At 72.5% G+C, this 14488-nt stretch carries 12 protein-coding genes and 1 riboswitch; of the genes, 7 read left to right on the forward strand and 5 right to left on the reverse strand.

Going from position 1 to position 14488, the window contains the following annotated elements; all coding sequences use genetic code 11:
* Window positions 1-37 precede the first annotated feature (37 nt).
* Both HDA31_RS10985 and HDA31_RS10990 read left to right on the forward strand, forming a co-directional pair.
* Window positions 38-1255: an acyl-CoA dehydrogenase family protein gene (locus tag HDA31_RS10985; protein ID WP_074473122.1), complete on the forward strand. Its 1218-nt coding sequence runs from the start codon at window positions 38-40 to the stop codon at window positions 1253-1255.
* Window positions 1252-2271, forward strand: coding sequence for a phosphotransferase family protein (locus HDA31_RS10990; RefSeq protein WP_219824897.1), 1020 nt, complete (start codon window positions 1252-1254; stop codon window positions 2269-2271). Before HDA31_RS10985 ends, HDA31_RS10990 begins: the two co-directional genes overlap by 4 nt.
* Before the next feature lie 13 nt (window positions 2272-2284).
* Here HDA31_RS10990 and HDA31_RS10995 read toward each other — a convergent pair whose 3' ends face one another.
* Window positions 2285-2629, reverse strand: coding sequence for a hypothetical protein (locus tag HDA31_RS10995; RefSeq protein WP_178064980.1), 345 nt, complete (start codon window positions 2627-2629; stop codon window positions 2285-2287).
* A gap of 385 nt (window positions 2630-3014) precedes the next feature.
* On the opposite strand from HDA31_RS10995, the gene HDA31_RS11000 reads away from it, so the two are divergent.
* Window positions 3015-6146 carry a glycoside hydrolase family 2 TIM barrel-domain containing protein gene (locus HDA31_RS11000; RefSeq protein WP_178064981.1) on the forward strand — a complete coding sequence of 1044 codons (3132 nt, stop codon included), beginning with the start codon at window positions 3015-3017 and terminating at the stop codon, window positions 6144-6146.
* A 99-nt stretch (window positions 6147-6245) separates the two neighbouring features.
* Here HDA31_RS11000 and HDA31_RS11005 read toward each other — a convergent pair whose 3' ends face one another.
* The 3 genes from HDA31_RS11005 to HDA31_RS11015 form a co-directional block, all read right to left on the reverse strand.
* Complete coding sequence (locus HDA31_RS11005; protein ID WP_178064982.1) at window positions 6246-6770, reverse strand: sigma-70 family RNA polymerase sigma factor; 525 nt, start codon at window positions 6768-6770, stop codon at window positions 6246-6248.
* Window positions 6771-6919: 149 nt separating this feature from the next.
* Window positions 6920-7681, reverse strand: a complete 762-nt coding sequence (locus HDA31_RS11010) for an SDR family oxidoreductase (RefSeq protein WP_074473126.1) — start codon at window positions 7679-7681, stop codon at window positions 6920-6922.
* Between the two features lie 146 nt (window positions 7682-7827).
* Window positions 7828-8232, reverse strand: coding sequence for an ester cyclase (locus HDA31_RS11015; RefSeq protein ID WP_178064983.1), 405 nt, complete (start codon window positions 8230-8232; stop codon window positions 7828-7830).
* Window positions 8233-8474: 242 nt separating this feature from the next.
* Window positions 8475-8685, forward strand: a riboswitch (cobalamin riboswitch).
* Between the two features lie 137 nt (window positions 8686-8822).
* On the opposite strand from HDA31_RS11015, the gene HDA31_RS11020 reads away from it, so the two are divergent.
* The gene (locus HDA31_RS11020; RefSeq protein ID WP_178064984.1) at window positions 8823-11198 is read left to right on the forward strand and encodes a ribonucleoside-diphosphate reductase subunit alpha; all 2376 of its coding nucleotides are present in this window, start codon (window positions 8823-8825) and stop codon (window positions 11196-11198) included.
* A complete protein-coding gene (locus tag HDA31_RS11025; RefSeq protein WP_376701377.1) occupies window positions 11195-12235 on the forward strand; it encodes a ribonucleotide-diphosphate reductase subunit beta in 1041 nt (346 codons plus the stop codon). The genes HDA31_RS11020 and HDA31_RS11025 overlap by 4 nt, the downstream gene beginning before the upstream one ends.
* Here HDA31_RS11025 and HDA31_RS11030 read toward each other — a convergent pair.
* Window positions 12187-13041, reverse strand: a complete 855-nt coding sequence (locus tag HDA31_RS11030) for a DUF3152 domain-containing protein (protein WP_178064986.1) — start codon at window positions 13039-13041, stop codon at window positions 12187-12189. The genes HDA31_RS11025 and HDA31_RS11030 overlap by 49 nt on opposite strands.
* Before the next feature lie 141 nt (window positions 13042-13182).
* On the opposite strand from HDA31_RS11030, the gene HDA31_RS11035 reads away from it, so the two are divergent.
* Both HDA31_RS11035 and HDA31_RS11040 read left to right on the forward strand, forming a co-directional pair.
* On the forward strand, window positions 13183-13686 hold the full coding sequence (locus tag HDA31_RS11035) for a SigE family RNA polymerase sigma factor (protein ID WP_074473131.1): 504 nt from the start codon (window positions 13183-13185) through the stop codon (window positions 13684-13686).
* Window positions 13683-14432, forward strand: a complete 750-nt coding sequence (locus HDA31_RS11040) for a hypothetical protein (RefSeq protein ID WP_178064987.1) — start codon at window positions 13683-13685, stop codon at window positions 14430-14432. Before HDA31_RS11035 ends, HDA31_RS11040 begins: the two co-directional genes overlap by 4 nt.
* Window positions 14433-14488: the final 56 nt, after the last annotated feature.

The raw sequence follows: 14488 nt of genomic DNA on the forward strand, positions 1-14488 counted from the left end.
TTAGCTCAGGTTGACGGCATCGGAGGCAGTCTTGGCCGTGGATCTCACCCCCGACGACGCTGCCCGCTCCGTCGCCGAACGCACCCGGGCGTTCGTCCGGGGCACGGTGCTCGCCGTCGAGCGCGAGCACCGGGGCAGCGCCCATGCGCTGCCGGAGCAGGTGCGGCTCGATCTGCAGGCCGCGGCGAGACAGGCGGGGGTCTTCTGCCCGCACCTGCCCCCGCGGTGGGGCGGCCTGGGCATCGACCGGCGCGGGCAGGCGCTCGTCTTCGAGGAGGCCGGCTACTCGCTGTTCGGCCCGCTGGCGCTCAACATCGCGGCCCCCGACGAGGGCAACATGCACCTGCTGGCGGCGGTGGCCGACCCCGACCAGCAGGAGCGGTACCTCCGCCCGCTCGCGGCCGGGCTGATCCGTTCCTGCTTCGCCATGACCGAGCCGGCGCCGGGGGCGGGATCCGACCCGAGCGCGCTCGCCACCACGGCCCGCCCGGTGTCGGGTGGGTGGGTCCTGAACGGGCGCAAGTGGTTCACCACCGGCGCCGACGGGGCGGCGTTCGCCATCGTCATGGCCCGCACCTCCGGCCAACCCGGCGACCGGGGTGGGGCGACGATGTTCCTGGTCGACACCGACGCCCCCGGGCTGGAGCTGGTCCGGACGATCGAGACCCTCGACGAGGCGATGGTCGGCGGGCACGGCGAGTTCCTGCTACAGGACTGCTTCGTCCCGGCCGACCGGGTCCTCGGCGCGGTGGACCAGGGGTTCGACAACGCCCAGGTCCGGCTCGCGCCGGCACGCCTGACGCACTGCATGCGGTGGCTCGGCCTGGCCCGCCACGCCCAGGACGTCGCGCTGGACCGCGCGGCGGGCCGGCGGGCCTTCGGGTCGGCGCTGGCCGACCTGGGCATGATCCAGCAGATGCTCGCCGACAGCGAGATCGAGATCGAGGCCAGCCGCGCCCTCATCCTGCGGGCGGCGTGGGAACTCGACTCCGGAGGCCGCGCCGCGCAGTCCACCTCCGTCGCGAAGGCGTTCGTCGCGGAGGCGGTGTGGCGGATCGTCGACCGGTCGCTGCAGATCTGCGGCTCCCTCGGCGTCTCGGGCGACCTCATGCTCGGGCGCTACCTGCGGGAGGTGCGCCCGTTCCGGATCTACGACGGGCCGAGCGAGACCCATCGCTGGGCGATCTCCCGTCGGGCGGTCAAGCGCCGGGCCCAGGAGCGCGACGCGGCGGTGCGGGGAGCGCTGCCGGCATGACCGCCGACCTGCGTCCGCTGGACCTGCCCGCGCTGGAGGCGTACCTGGCCGACCGCATCCCGGGCCTCGTCGGGGGCCTGCGGGTGGACTTCGTGGACGGTGGGCGTTCCAACCTGACGTACGCCGTCCACGCCGGCGACCGGTCGTGGGCGCTTCGGCGTCCTCCGTTCGGCACCATCGCGCCCTCGGCGAACGACATCCACCGCGAGTTCCGGGTCACCGCCGCCCTGGCCGGCTCGACCGTGCCGGTCGCGGCACCCGTGCTGTACTGCGCGGACCCGGCCGTGATCGGGGCGCCGTTCAGCCTCGCGGCCTGGGTCGACGGCGTGGTGATCCGCGACCCCGGGCAACTCGCCGTCCTCGCGCCGTCGACCGTGCGCGCCGTCGGGCATTCGATGGTCGACCTGTTGCTGCGGCTGCACTCCGTGGCGCCCGCGAGCGTCGGCCTCGACGCCTTCGGCCGGCCGGAGGGCTTCCTGCTGCGACAGGTGCACCGCTGGAAGCGGCAGTGGGACGTCGTCGCGACCCGGCCGTCCGCCGACGCCGACGAACTGCACCGACGCCTGGCGGCCGCCGTGCCGCCGCAGTCCGCGCCGGGCATCGTGCACGGCGACTTCCGGCTGGACAACATCATCTACGCGGCGGACCTGTCCGGCGCGGCCGCGCTGCTCGACTGGGAGATGGCCACGATCGGCGACCCGCTCACCGACCTGGGTCTGCTGCTGGTCTACACCGACCCGGTGTGCGCGCCCGTGCTGCCGCACGGCTGCCCGGTGACCGGCAGCGACCACTTCCCGACCCGCGACGAGCTGGTGGCGGGCTACGCCGCCGGCACGTCCCGCGACCTCACCCATCTGACCTTTTACGAGGCGCTGGGTTACTACAAGCTGGCCGTGATCGCGGAGGGCGTGCACCGCCGGTTCGTGGAGGGGATGACCGTCGGCTCCGGTTTCGAGACGGTGGGCGGTGCCGTGCCCGGCCTGCTCGCCGCCGGGCTGGCCCGGCTCGGCCGGTGATCCGGGCACCCCTTCAGAAGCAGGGGAACCGGATGTCCGCGCTGGCGGTCTCGGCGCCGCTGGCGACCGTCACCCGCACGATGACGTCGGCGTACGCCGAACAGTATCCGCTGCTCGCCGGGCCCTGGTCGGCGTAGAGGCCCGTGAACGGCGTCAGCGGCTGCCACGTGTAGCGGTAGTCGCCGGCGCCGCCGGTGGCCGACGCGGTGCAGCCGAAGTCGCGCCACTGGCCGATGCCGAACTGGGCCTTGCAGTGACCGTCGACGGCCAGCGTGGTGGTGGCGGCCGGGGCGCCGAGCGTCGCGCCGCCCAGCGCGGTCGCGGCCAGGCCGGCGGCGACTGTCGTGATCAGGCTCATCGGGGTCCTCCGATCGACATGCGTTCACGTCCGGACGGTGTGGCAGCCGGCGCGACCGCGCCTGGACCGACCGTACGGCCCGCCCGCCCGCACCGCAGTACGAGCCGCCCAATTCATCGACATACTCCCATGTAACGATATTGACATCAGATGTCATACGAATTACGTTGGCCATGCTCCCGTCACCCTCCGCCAGGCGGGGGAGCGCACGTGCCGCAGCAGCCCTGCCTGCACCCGGACGGGCGTCGTCAAGCTGGCCGTCCCCGGTCAGTCGGTGCTGGCGGCCACGCGGGGGTGAGGAACACCGATGTCGACTCCGGCGCCGGGCGCTGGTGCCCGGATGGCCCGGCTCTTCAACCCGCATTCCCGAGAGATGGGGAGGACAATGCGAAAGCTAGCCGCTGCCCTCACGGCGCTGGTCACCGCCGCCGCGCTCGTGCTGATCGGGCCGCCGGGACCGGCGTCCGCCGCCCCCTACGTTCCGCAGGGGTCCAACCGGTCCGTGCTCAACTTCAACACCCACTGGCTGTTCTCCGGCGACGTGCCCGGCGGCGCCGGGCAGGCCGTGGGGCTGGACGAGAGCGGCTTCGTCCCCGTGACGCTGCCCTACTTCCGGACCCATCCGCACAAGGGCTTCCCCAAGGGCGACTTCGAGGCGCCCGCCTCGTGGTACCGCCGCCACTTCACGCTGCCCGCCCAGTACTCCGGCCGCCGGATCGCCGTCGAGTTCCAGGGCGTCGCGAAGGTCGCCGACGTCTACGTCAACGGCACCTTCGTCGGCCAGCACAAGGGCGCCTACACCTCCTTCACGTACGACATCACGCCGTACCTCAACATCGGCGGCGCCGACAACGTGATCGCGGTGAAGGTCGACTCCATGACCCGCAACGACATCCCGCCGGAGGGCGGCGCGATCGACTACTACGTCTGGGGCGGGATCGTCCGCGACGTCAACATGATCGTCACCGACCCGGTGCACGTGGACTGGACGTACCTCACCACGCCGAACACCAACACGGTCAACGCGCGGACCCGGGTGCGCAACGACAGCGCACAGTCCCGCTCGGTCACCGTCGTCACCCAGGTCGTCGACGCCACCAACAACGTCGTGGCCACCGGCACGGCCACCCAGACCATCGGGGCGCAGTCGGCCGTCGAGTTCGCCTACAACACCAGCACGATCGCCAACCCCACCGCCTGGCACCCGGACCGGCCGTACCTCTACACCGTCTACACGCAGGTGCGCGACGGCTCCACCTACGTGGACGAGCACAAGACCCGGATCGGCATCCGGAGCATCCAGTTCAACAAGAGCGACGGCAAGTTCTACATCAACGGCCAGGCGCTGAAGCTGCGCGGGCTCAACCGGCACGAGTCCTACCCCTACATCGGCCGGGCCGCGCCCAACCGGCTCCAGGCCAAGGACGCCGACATCATCAAGTACGAGCTCGGCGCGAACATCGTGCGGACCTCGCACTACCCGCAGGACCCGGAGTTCCTCGACCGCGCCGACGAGATCGGCCTGCTGGTCATGGAGGAGATCCCCGGCTGGCAGCACATCGGCAACACCGCCTGGCAGGACATCGCGGTGGAGAACGTCCGCGAGATGGTGATGCGCGACCGCAACCACCCGTCGGTCGTGCTGTGGGGGGTGCGGATCAACGAGTCCGGCGACAACCACAACTTCTACACCCGCACCAACAACCTGGCCCGGCAGCTCGACCCGTCGCGTCCCACCGGCGGCGTGCGCAACTTCAAGGGCAGCGAGCTGCTGGAGGACGTCTACACCTACAACGACTTCTCCGGCACCGCCGAGGCGCCGACCGTGCTGCCGTGGCTGGTCACCGAGGCGGTCGGGCACACCTCCCCGCACAAGTCGTGGGACCCGGAGCAGACGCAGGTCAACACGATGCGGGTGCACCTGAACGTGCAGAACACCGCCGCCGGCAGGTCGAACATGGCCGGCGCGCTGGGCTGGGCGGCGTTCGACTACAACACCACGTTCGTCACCCCGCCGTCGTGCCAGGACTACACCTGCTACCACGGCGTCTCGGACATCTTCCGGATCCCGAAGATCGCCGCCGCCGCGTACGCCTCGCAGCGCGACCCCGCGCTGTACGGGCCGTACGTGTCGATCGCCAGCCAGTGGACGCCCGGCGTCTCCAGCGGCACCGTCTACGTCGGCGGCAACTGCCAGCAGGTCGAGCTGTTCGTCAACGGGGCGTCCCGCGGGCGCATCAACCCCAACGCGTACACGAGCCTGCCGCACCCGATGTTCCAGTTCACCGGGATCACCGTGAGCAGTGGGCAACTGCGGGCGGACTGCTGGATCGGCGGGCAGGTCGTGGCCACCGACACCCGGCACACCCCGGGCGCGGCGACCCGGCTGACGCTGACGGCCGACGACTCCGCGATCAAGGCCGACGGCGGCGACATGACCCGCGTCGTGGTCCGGGCCCTGGACAGCAACAACCAGGTGGTGCCCACCAACAGCGCCCCCGTGTCGTTCAGCGTCACCGGGCCCGGGGCGGTCGTGGGGGAGAGCCCGCTGGCCCTGGAGGCCGGCACCGGCGCGGTGTACGTCAAGAGCGCGCTGGGCCAGACGGGCGCGGTGACGCTGACGGCGTCCGCGCCGGGCCTGACGTCGGCGAACGTCACCGTGAACACGACGGCGTTCACCGACCCGATCGTGCCGGCCGGAGCGTACACGTTCGGCTTCCCGGTCGACGTCAACGACCGGCAGAGCTTCGTCTACGCGGGCAGCTGGCAGGCCGTCGGGGACAACCAGACCTTCAGCAAGGACTACACCCGCAGCGGCACCGCCGGCGACACGGCCACCCTCACCGTCACCGGCAACCGCGTGGTGCTGTTCGGGGTGCAGGACCCGTCGCACGGCTCGGCCGCCGTCTCGGTCGACGGCGGTCCGGAGCAGACGGTCAGCTTCCAGGCGTCCGCCCGCCGCGGCAACGTGGCGCTGTTCAACAGCGGCACCCTCACCCAGGGGCAGCACGTCGTGCGGGTACGGGTCGTCGGCAACGGCCCCGTCGCGCTGGACCGGGCCACCGTCGTGTCGGCCGCGCCGGCAGTGGTGGCGCCGCCGCCCCCGGCCAACGGCGGGAACGGCCAGCAGGGCACCCTCGTCGGCGCGCAGTCCAACCGCTGCGTGGACGTGCCGAACTCGACGACGACCAACGGCACCCAGGTGCAGCTCTTCGACTGCGGCGGCGGCAGCAACCAGCGGTGGACCTACACGGCGAGCCGGCAGCTCCAGGTGTACGGCAACAAGTGCCTGGACGCCTACGGCCAGGGGAGCAGCAACGGCACCACGGTCGTGATCTGGGACTGCAACGGCGGCAGCAACCAGCAGTGGAACGTCAACGCCGACGGCACCATCACCGGGGTCGCGTCGGGGCTCTGCCTGGATGCCAGCGGCGCCGCCACCGCCAACGGCACGAAGATCGTCCTGTGGTCGTGCAACGGCGGCGCGAACCAGCGGTGGAGCCTGAAGACCTCCTAGCCGCCCGCCACCCGGATCCGGGCCGGCCCGCGCACCCTGCGGGCCGGCCCGTCGTCCGTGCCCCCGCCGCGGGGCACGGCCGGCGCCGACCGTGCCCGGTCAGCCTTCCGCCACCGCGGCGCGGAGGGCGCGGAGCGCGTAGTAGACGCGGGAGCGCACGGTGCCGACCGGGACATCGAGGTCGGCGGCGACCTCGTGGGCCGTCCGGTCACGGAAGTAGACCTCGTGCAGCACGCGGCGGTGGTCTGCGCTGAGCCGGCCGACCGCTTCCCGCAACGCCTGGTTCGCGATCGCGGTGTCGGCGGTGTCGTCGCCGGTCGCGCCGAACTCCTGGTCCGTCTGCGTGGCCACCTCGACCGGGCGGGCCTGCCGTCGCCGGGCCTCGTCGATGACGAGCCGCCGGGCCACGGTGAACAGCCAGCGTCGGCTTCGGCCGTCGCTGTCGGGCGGCAGCGAATCGAGGTGACGCCACGCCCGCAGCAGGGTCTCCTGGATGACGTCCTCGGCGGTCTGCCGGTGGCTGTTGGTCAGGCCGTGGACGAACCGGGTCAGTGGCGTGCCGTGTGCGGCGAGCAGCTCACGGATGCGGGTGTCGGTGTCGTTGTCGTTGGCCAGGCAGGTCACAGGGCGGTCCAATCACTCGGGCGGCACGGCTGCCGGGAATGACGTTAGGAACGCCGGCTGACGTGTTTGTGACGATGTGGCGCGGCGGTCCGGCCCCGCGCGCGCGGGGCCGGACCGCCGGACCGCGCCGCACGGCGCGGTCCGGTCGATCACCTCGCCTGGTCGAGCCAGAGGGCGTCGGGGCCGGCGGGGAAGCGCAGCTGGCCGGTGGTGTCGTGGACGGCCCGCCACACCGTCTCGGCGACGTCGCTCTCCCGGGTGAACAGGTCCTGGTTGACGAAGCCGCCGAGGGTCCTCTTCGCGAAGGGCTCGTAGGGCGCCGGGACCAGTCCCTCCAGCGAGGCGGTGAGGTCGATGTTGTTCGTCGCCCCGGCGGCGAAGTTCGTCGTCAGGCAGGCCCCCGGCTCGACGGTCCTGGCCCGCACGCCGAACTCCGCGAGCTCCAGGGCGAGGGACGCGGTGAACCCCTCGATGGCCATCTTGCTGGCCTTGTAGACGGCCGAGAGCGCCATGTGGCCGAGCACCACGCTGGAGGTCACGTTGACCACCACCCCGGACCCGCGCTCGCGGAACTGCGGCAGCACCGCCTGGGTGGTCGCCATCACCCCGAAGGTGTTGGTCTCGAAGATCTCCCGGACCCGGGCCATGGGGGTGCCCTCGAAGACGCCGATCAGCCCGACGCCGGCGTTGTTGACCAGGGCGTCGACGGGCCCCGCCGCGGCGAACGCGGCGGTGATCGTGTCGGGCCTGGTCACGTCGAGCTCCAGGACGCGGAGCCGGTCCGACTCGGGCAGGACGTCCGCGCGCGGCGTCCGCATGGTGGCGATGACGTTCCACCCCTGCGCGAGGAAGTGCCGGGCGGTCTCCCGCCCGTATCCGGAGGAGGCACCGGTGATGAGGATCGTCTGCATGGCGTGAATGCTCCTGTCGCCCGTTCGGATGGTTGCCGCACCAATGCTGTGCGGTGGCCGGGGGAGTCACATCTGTCATTCGACTTCCCGATCCGGCCGCCGCCGGGGCGGGCGACTCAGGCGTCGCCCCGGCGGCTGGGGCCCGGCTACGACGGGAGGGCGCCGATCTGCTGCATGATGGTCAGCCGGTCGGGCGACACCCAGAACTCCGCGATCTTGCCGGCCTCGACGCGCATGACGCCGATGCCGACCGCCGAGACCCGCCGCCCGCTGGCGGGCACGCCCATGAGCTCCCCGTCGTGGGTGCCCTCGTACCGGCAGCGCAGCGCCACGAGGTCCCCGTCGGCGATCAGCTCGACGAGGGGGTGGCGCAGGTCGGGCATGCCGGCGAAGAACGCGTCACCGAACTCCTTCACCCCCTGCCGGTCCATCGACGGCAGCCCGGCCGGGTGGAACCGGTAGTCGTCGGTGCACAGGTGCAGCGGGGTCGTCCGGCCGCGGTCGAGCTCCTGGAAGTAGTCGCGGACGATCCGCTTGTTCTCCTCGGACATGGGTGGTCCTCTCGGTCGAGGGGTCGGGATGGTGACGAGCCGGGGCGGGCCCCGCCGCGACGGCTCGCCGGTCAGTCTCGTGTGGCCGGCGGCGCGCGGCGTCTGTCATCCGACTGCATCTCGCCCTGCCGGCCGCCCGCGGTTCCGGCGTTCCGCTCACCCGTCGCGGTGGTGGGGTCACGCTGCGCGGCGACTCGCCCGACACATCATCTGGTGTTGCCATCTTCGCCTTGCGCCCATATATGGTGTCACCCGTAGCTGGTTCGGCCGCCGCTCCACGGTGGTCGAGGCAAGAGGGAACCCGGTGCGAATCCGGGGCTGCCCCGCAGCGGTGAGTGGGAACGACCGCCGTCAACGAAGCACTGGGCCCGGCCGGGCCTGGGAAGCGACGGCCAGTAGGCACCGAGCACGACGCCCGCGAGTCCGAAGACCTGCCAGCGTGCCGCACGCGTCGCGTGCGGCGGTCGAAGGCCGCGTGGGACGGCCGACGCCATCAGCCGGGCAGCGGCGGCGAAGCGCGCCGTCGCGGGTGCCCGGCGGCGTCCTCCCGCGCGCCCTCGACCTCGGGGACGGGCTTGAGGAGGGCGAACATGGGCGCGACGCGGGAGCTGGCGGGGCCGGGGCAACGCCGGCACGTCATGCAGGTCCGGAAGCGGGACGGCGACACCGAGCCGGTGGACGTCAACAAGATCGTCGAGGCGGTGCAGCGCTGGGTCGCCGACCTGGACGAGGTCGATCCGTTGCGGGTGGCGACGAGGACGATCAGCGGCCTGTACGACGGGGCGACCACCGCCGAGCTGGACAAGCTGTCGATCCAGACGGCGGCGGAGCTGATCGGCGAGGAGCCGCAGTACTCGAAGCTGGCGGCGCGGCTGCTGGCCGCGTACGTGGCCGAGGAGGTCCGCGGGCAGCAGGTGGACAGCTTCAGCCAGTCCATCCGGTACGCCCACGGCCTCGGCCTGATCGGCGACGACACGGCCGCGTTCGTGGCCGCCCACGCCCGCGAGCTGGACGACGCCGTCGACCCGGCCGGTGACCTGCGGTTCGAGTACTTCGGCCTGCGCACCGTCGCCGACCGCTACCTGCTGCGGCACCCGCAGACCCGGCTGGTGGTGGAGACGCCGCAGTACTGGCTGCTGCGGGTGGCCTGCGGGCTGTCGCAGACGCCGGGGGAGGCGGTCGACTTCTACCGGCTGATGTCCAGCCTGGCGTACCTGCCCAGCTCGCCGACGCTGTTCAACTCCGGCACCCGGCACACCCAGATGTCGTCGTGCTTCCTGGTCGACTCGCCGCGCGACGAACTCGACTCGATCTACGAGCGCTACCACCAGGTCGCGAAGCTGTCGAAGTTCTCCGGCGGTATCGGCATCTCCTGGTCGCGGGTGCGGGGCCGCGGCGCGCTGATCCGGGGCACCAACGGCAGGTCGAACGGGATCGTGCCGTTCCTCAAGACCCTCGACGCCGGGGTGGCGGCGGTCAACCAGGGCGGCCGGCGCAAGGGCGCTGCCTGCGTCTACCTGGAGCCGTGGCACCCGGACGTCGAGGAGTTCCTGGAGCTGCGGGACAACACCGGCGAGGAGTCCCGGCGCACCCACAACCTGAACCTGGCCAACTGGATCCCGGACGAGTTCATGCGCCGGGTCGAGGCCGACGGCGACTGGTCGCTGATCGACCCGTCCGACGCCCCCGAGCTGCCCGACCTCTACGGCGAGGCGTTCGACTCCGCGTACCGGGCGGCGGAGAAGAAGGCCGTCCGCACCGTCCGGGCCCGCGACCTGTACGGGCGGATGATGCGCACGCTCGCGCAGACCGGCAACGGGTGGATGACGTTCAAGGACGCGTCCAACCGGCTGTCCAACCAGACCGGCGAGCCGGGCAACGTGATCCACCTGTCGAACCTGTGCACCGAGATCCTGGAGGTCAACGACGACGCCGAGACGGCCGTGTGCAACCTCGGCTCGGTCAACCTGGGCGCGCACGTCGGGGCCGACGGCGTCGACTGGGACCGGCTGCGCGCGACGGTCCGCACGGCGGTGGTGTTCCTCGACCGGGTCATCGACATCAACTACTACCCGGCGGCGCAGGCGGCGGCGTCGAACCCGCGCTGGCGGCCGGTCGGGCTCGGGCTGATGGGCTGGCAGGACGCGCTGTTCACCCTGCGCCTGCCGTTCGACTCGCCCGAGGCCCGCGAGCTGTCGACCCGGGTGCAGGAGGAGATCCTGCTGACCGCCCTGGAGACCTCCGCCGGGCTCGCCGAACGGTTCGGACCGCACCCGGCGTACGACCGGACCCGGGCCGCCCGCGGCGAGCTGCACCCGGACCTGTGGGGCGCGGAGGTCACCCAGACGGCGCGGTGGGCCGCGCTGCGCGCGCGGATCGCCGCGCACGGCCTGCGCAACTCGCTGCTGGTCGCGATCGCGCCGACCGCCACCATCGCCTCGATCGCCGGCTGCTACGAGTGCATCGAGCCGCAGGTGTCCAACCTGTTCAAACGCGAGACCATGTCCGGCGAGTTCCTCCAGGTCAACACGTACCTGGTCCGTGAGCTGAAGGAGCGCGGGCTGTGGACCCCGGCGGTCCGCGAGCGGATCAAGCGCGACGAGGGCTCGGTGCAGGGCGTCACCGAGCTGCCCGAGGCGGTGCGGAGCCTGTTCCGCACGGCGTGGGAGCTGCCGCAACGCGCGCTGATCGACCTGGCCGCCGCCCGCGCCCCGTACATCGACCAGTCGCAGTCGCTCAACCTGTTCCTGAGCGCGCCGACCATCGGCAAGCTCTCCTCGATGTACCTGTACGCCTGGAAGGCCGGGCTCAAGACCACCTACTACCTGCGGTCGCGTCCCGCGACCCGGATCCAGCAGGCCACCGTCGCGGTCGCCCCGGCCACCGGGCCGGTCGTCGCGGTGAGCGCCGACGAGGCGCTGGCCTGCTCCCTGGAGAACCCCGAGAGCTGCGAGGCGTGCCAGTGACCACCGTTTCCGAACCCCACCCTGCCGCCGGCGAGCGGCACCTGCTGCTCGACCCCGGGATGGACCTGACCCTGCGGCCGATGCGCTACCCCCGGTTCTTCGACCGGTTCAAGGACGCGATCAGGAACACCTGGACCGTCGAGGAGGTCGACCTGCACTCCGACCTCGCCGACCTCGCCCGGCTCTCCCCGGCGGAGCAGCACCTGGTGTCCCGGCTGGTCGCGTTCTTCGCCACCGGCGACACCATCGTCGCCAACAACCTCGTGCTCAACCTCTACCAGCACGTCAACTCCCCGGAGGGCCGGCTCTACCTGTCCCGGCAGCTGTTCGAGGAGGCGGTGCACGTCCAGTTCTACCTGAACCTGCTGGACACCTACGTGCCCGACGAGCGGGAACGGTTCGCCGCGTTCGCGGCGGTGGAGAACATCCCGTCGATCGCCCGCAAGGCCGAGTTCTGCTACAAGTGGATCAACTCGATCCACGCGCTGCGGGAGCTGCGGACGCGGGACGACCGGCGGGCGTTCCTGCTCAACCTCATCTGCTTCGCCGCCTGCATCGAGGGGCTGTTCTTCTACGGCGCCTTCGCCTACGTGTACTTCCTGCGTTCCCGGGGGCTGCTGCACGGGCTGGCCTCCGGCACCAACTGGGTGTTCCGCGACGAGTCGATGCACATGGCGTTCGCCTTCGACGTGGTGGACACCGTGCGCGCCGAGGAGCCGGAGCTGTTCGACGCGGAGCTGGCGCGGCAGGTGCGGCAGATGCTGACCGAGGCCGTGGAGTGCGAGGTGCAGTTCGCCGCCGACCTGCTGGAGCAGGGCGTGTCCGGGCTGTCGCTGGCCGACATGCGCGAGTATCTCCAGCACGTGGCCGACCGGCGGCTGGCCACGCTCGGCATCGAGCCGATCTACCACAGCCGCAACCCGTTCGCGTTCATGGAGTTGCAGGACGTGCAGGAACTGTCGAACTTCTTCGAACGGCGGGTCTCGGCCTACCAGATCGGGGTGACCGGGACGGTGGGCTTCGACGAGGACTTCTGACCCGGCGGCTGCGCCGGCCGACCCCGGTCGCGGGGCGGGATCGGGTCGGCGTAGGCGCCGGGCGGCCCGGAGCGGAGCCTGCCGTTCGGGTACGGCCACCCGTTGGGCGTGCAGCCGTGCAGCCCGAGCGTCTGCTGCTGCATCACCGGCGCGGGGCGGCCCCGCCCGGGGCACAGCTGGTGGCCCATGCCGAGCCGGTGGCCGACCTCGTGGTTGACCAGGTACCGACGGTAGTGGGCGAGGTCCGTGCCGAAGCCGGGCGCTCCCTTGACCCAGCGGGCGACGTTGAGGACCACCCGGTCGCCGTTGCGGCAGGAGGTGTAGCCGTCCGGGTCGTCCTGGCAGAGCAGGTCGCGGGTGTCCGGGGTCGCCAGGTGGACGGTGAAGTCGGCCCGCTGACCGGGGCCGACCCGGCGCAGCCGCCACGTCCCGCCCGCGGTCCAGCCCTGCGGGTCGGAGAGGATCCGGGTGACCTCGGCGGCGAATTCCGCCACGGGGACGCCCCGGATGTCGCGCTCGACCGCCACCCGGTAGCGCAGCAGCCGGCCCCGCCCCGCTCCCGGGGCCACCTCGCCGGCGGCGAAGTCCCACCGGTTGCCGCCCCCGGCGGGATAGCTGACGGGCGGGGCGGGCGGCGGCGCGGGGGGCGCGGCGGCGGCCGGCGCGCCCCCGGAGGACACGGGGGCCGGCGGGGCCGGCGCGGCGGGGGCGGGCGCGCAGCCGGCCAGCAGCACGGCCGCCAGCGTCACGGCCGACGACGTGGCGGCAGCCCTGCGGGCGAGCGCGGCGGGCGGGTGCGGAACCATGGTCCTCCTTCGGCCGGTGCCCCGGTCGGGGCACGCGGCAGAGGGGACGGGCGGCCGGCGGCGAAAGTTGGTCCGCCGACGGCTCAACCTTTCCGGGGCGTCACCCGTCGGAGGAGGGCGTGAGGCAGATGAGAGACGGCGATGGCCAGAGGTGACCCGGAGTTCGTCGAGTTCGTCCAGGCGGCCTCCGGGCGGCTGGCGCACGCGGCGTTCCTGCTGACCGGTGACCATCACCAGGCCGAGGACGCCACGCAGACTGCCCTGGTCCGCACCTACGCCTCGTGGGCGCGGGTGCGCCGCGACGACCCCTACGCGTACACGCGACAGGTGATGGTCAACCACATCATCGACAACTGGCGGCGGCCGATCCGGGAGCAGCCCACCGACGAGTTGCCGCACCGGCAGCGGGGCGACGTCGCGGAGGAGGTGACCGCCCGGCGGCTCCTCCAGGTGGCCCTCGGCACGCTCACCGCGCGGGAGCGGGCGATCGTGGTGCTGCGCTACCTGTTCGACCTCCCGGAGCAGCAGGTCGCCCGCGAGCTCGGGGTCTCGCTGGGCACGGTCAAGAGCACCAGTTCCCGCGCCCTGGAGAAGCTGCGGCAGACCCTGGTCGAGGCGCCGACTCCCCCTGGAGGAAGCCGATGAACGAGGCAGACCGCCTCCGCGCGGCCATGCGCAGCACGGAGCGGGGCCGGGGGGACCGGTTCGACGTCGAGGCGATCATGCGGGAGGGCCGTCGGCTGCGTCGCCGCCGGGCGGCGCGCAGCGGGGCGGTCATGCTCGCCGTCGTGGCGGCGATCGTCGGGACCACGGTCGCGCTCCGGCGGGCCGAGCCGCCGCCATGGGGGGCCGAGCCGGCCGCGACCGCGCCGGTGACCCCATCGGCGACCCCATCGGCGACCCCGCCGACCGATCGGACGCCCGCCGCCACGGATCCGCCCAGCAGGCAGGCGCTCGGTGAGATCGTCCGGACCGGGATCCGGTACGGCGACGACGAGCGGGTGCTCTACTTCACCCCGGTCGCCGTGCCCGACGCGCCGGGCGTGACGATGGGGCTCGTCGCCGGCCGCCGCGCCCCTGACGGCCGACTGACCCCGGACCACCTGGCGAACGACATCGCGGGCGGCGACCGGCGGCCGGGCTTCCACCAGATCGGGTACGAACCGTCGGCCAGGCTCCCGCCCGCCAACCCGGTGCCCACGTTCGGTTACTTCGTGGGGCCCGCCGCGCAGATCACCGGCACCGTCGACGGGCGCGCCGTCGCCGCGAGGCTGGCCCGGTGGAGCGAGGACCCCGACGTGGTGGTCTTCTGGTTCCCGCCGCAGGCGCTGTCTCCCGGCCGGCGGCTGGACGGCATCGTCGCCCAGGACGCGTCGGGGCGGCAGTTGTGACGAGACCGCCCGATCCTGCCGATCGGTGGGTGCCACGTGAGCGACGCCGCCGGATT

The sequence above is a fragment of the Micromonospora carbonacea genome, assembly GCF_014205165.1.
GTDB classification, from domain to species: domain Bacteria; phylum Actinomycetota; class Actinomycetes; order Mycobacteriales; family Micromonosporaceae; genus Micromonospora; species Micromonospora carbonacea.

Coding starts and splice junctions, on each gene's coding strand:
- HDA31_RS11040 (WP_178064987.1), top strand. CDS start 13,683: ATGAACGAGGCAGACCGCCTCCGCGCGGCCATGCGCAGCACGGAGCGG.
- HDA31_RS10995 (WP_178064980.1), bottom strand. CDS start 2,629: ATGAGCCTGATCACGACAGTCGCCGCCGGCCTGGCCGCGACCGCGCTG.
- HDA31_RS11015 (WP_178064983.1), bottom strand. CDS start 8,232: ATGTCCGAGGAGAACAAGCGGATCGTCCGCGACTACTTCCAGGAGCTC.
- HDA31_RS10990 (WP_219824897.1), top strand. CDS start 1,252: ATGACCGCCGACCTGCGTCCGCTGGACCTGCCCGCGCTGGAGGCGTAC.
- HDA31_RS11030 (WP_178064986.1), bottom strand. CDS start 13,041: ATGGTTCCGCACCCGCCCGCCGCGCTCGCCCGCAGGGCTGCCGCCACG.
- HDA31_RS11010 (WP_074473126.1), bottom strand. CDS start 7,681: ATGCAGACGATCCTCATCACCGGTGCCTCCTCCGGATACGGGCGGGAG.
- HDA31_RS11035 (WP_074473131.1), top strand. CDS start 13,183: ATGGCCAGAGGTGACCCGGAGTTCGTCGAGTTCGTCCAGGCGGCCTCC.
- HDA31_RS11000 (WP_178064981.1), top strand. CDS start 3,015: ATGCGAAAGCTAGCCGCTGCCCTCACGGCGCTGGTCACCGCCGCCGCG.
- HDA31_RS11020 (WP_178064984.1), top strand. CDS start 8,823: ATGGGCGCGACGCGGGAGCTGGCGGGGCCGGGGCAACGCCGGCACGTC.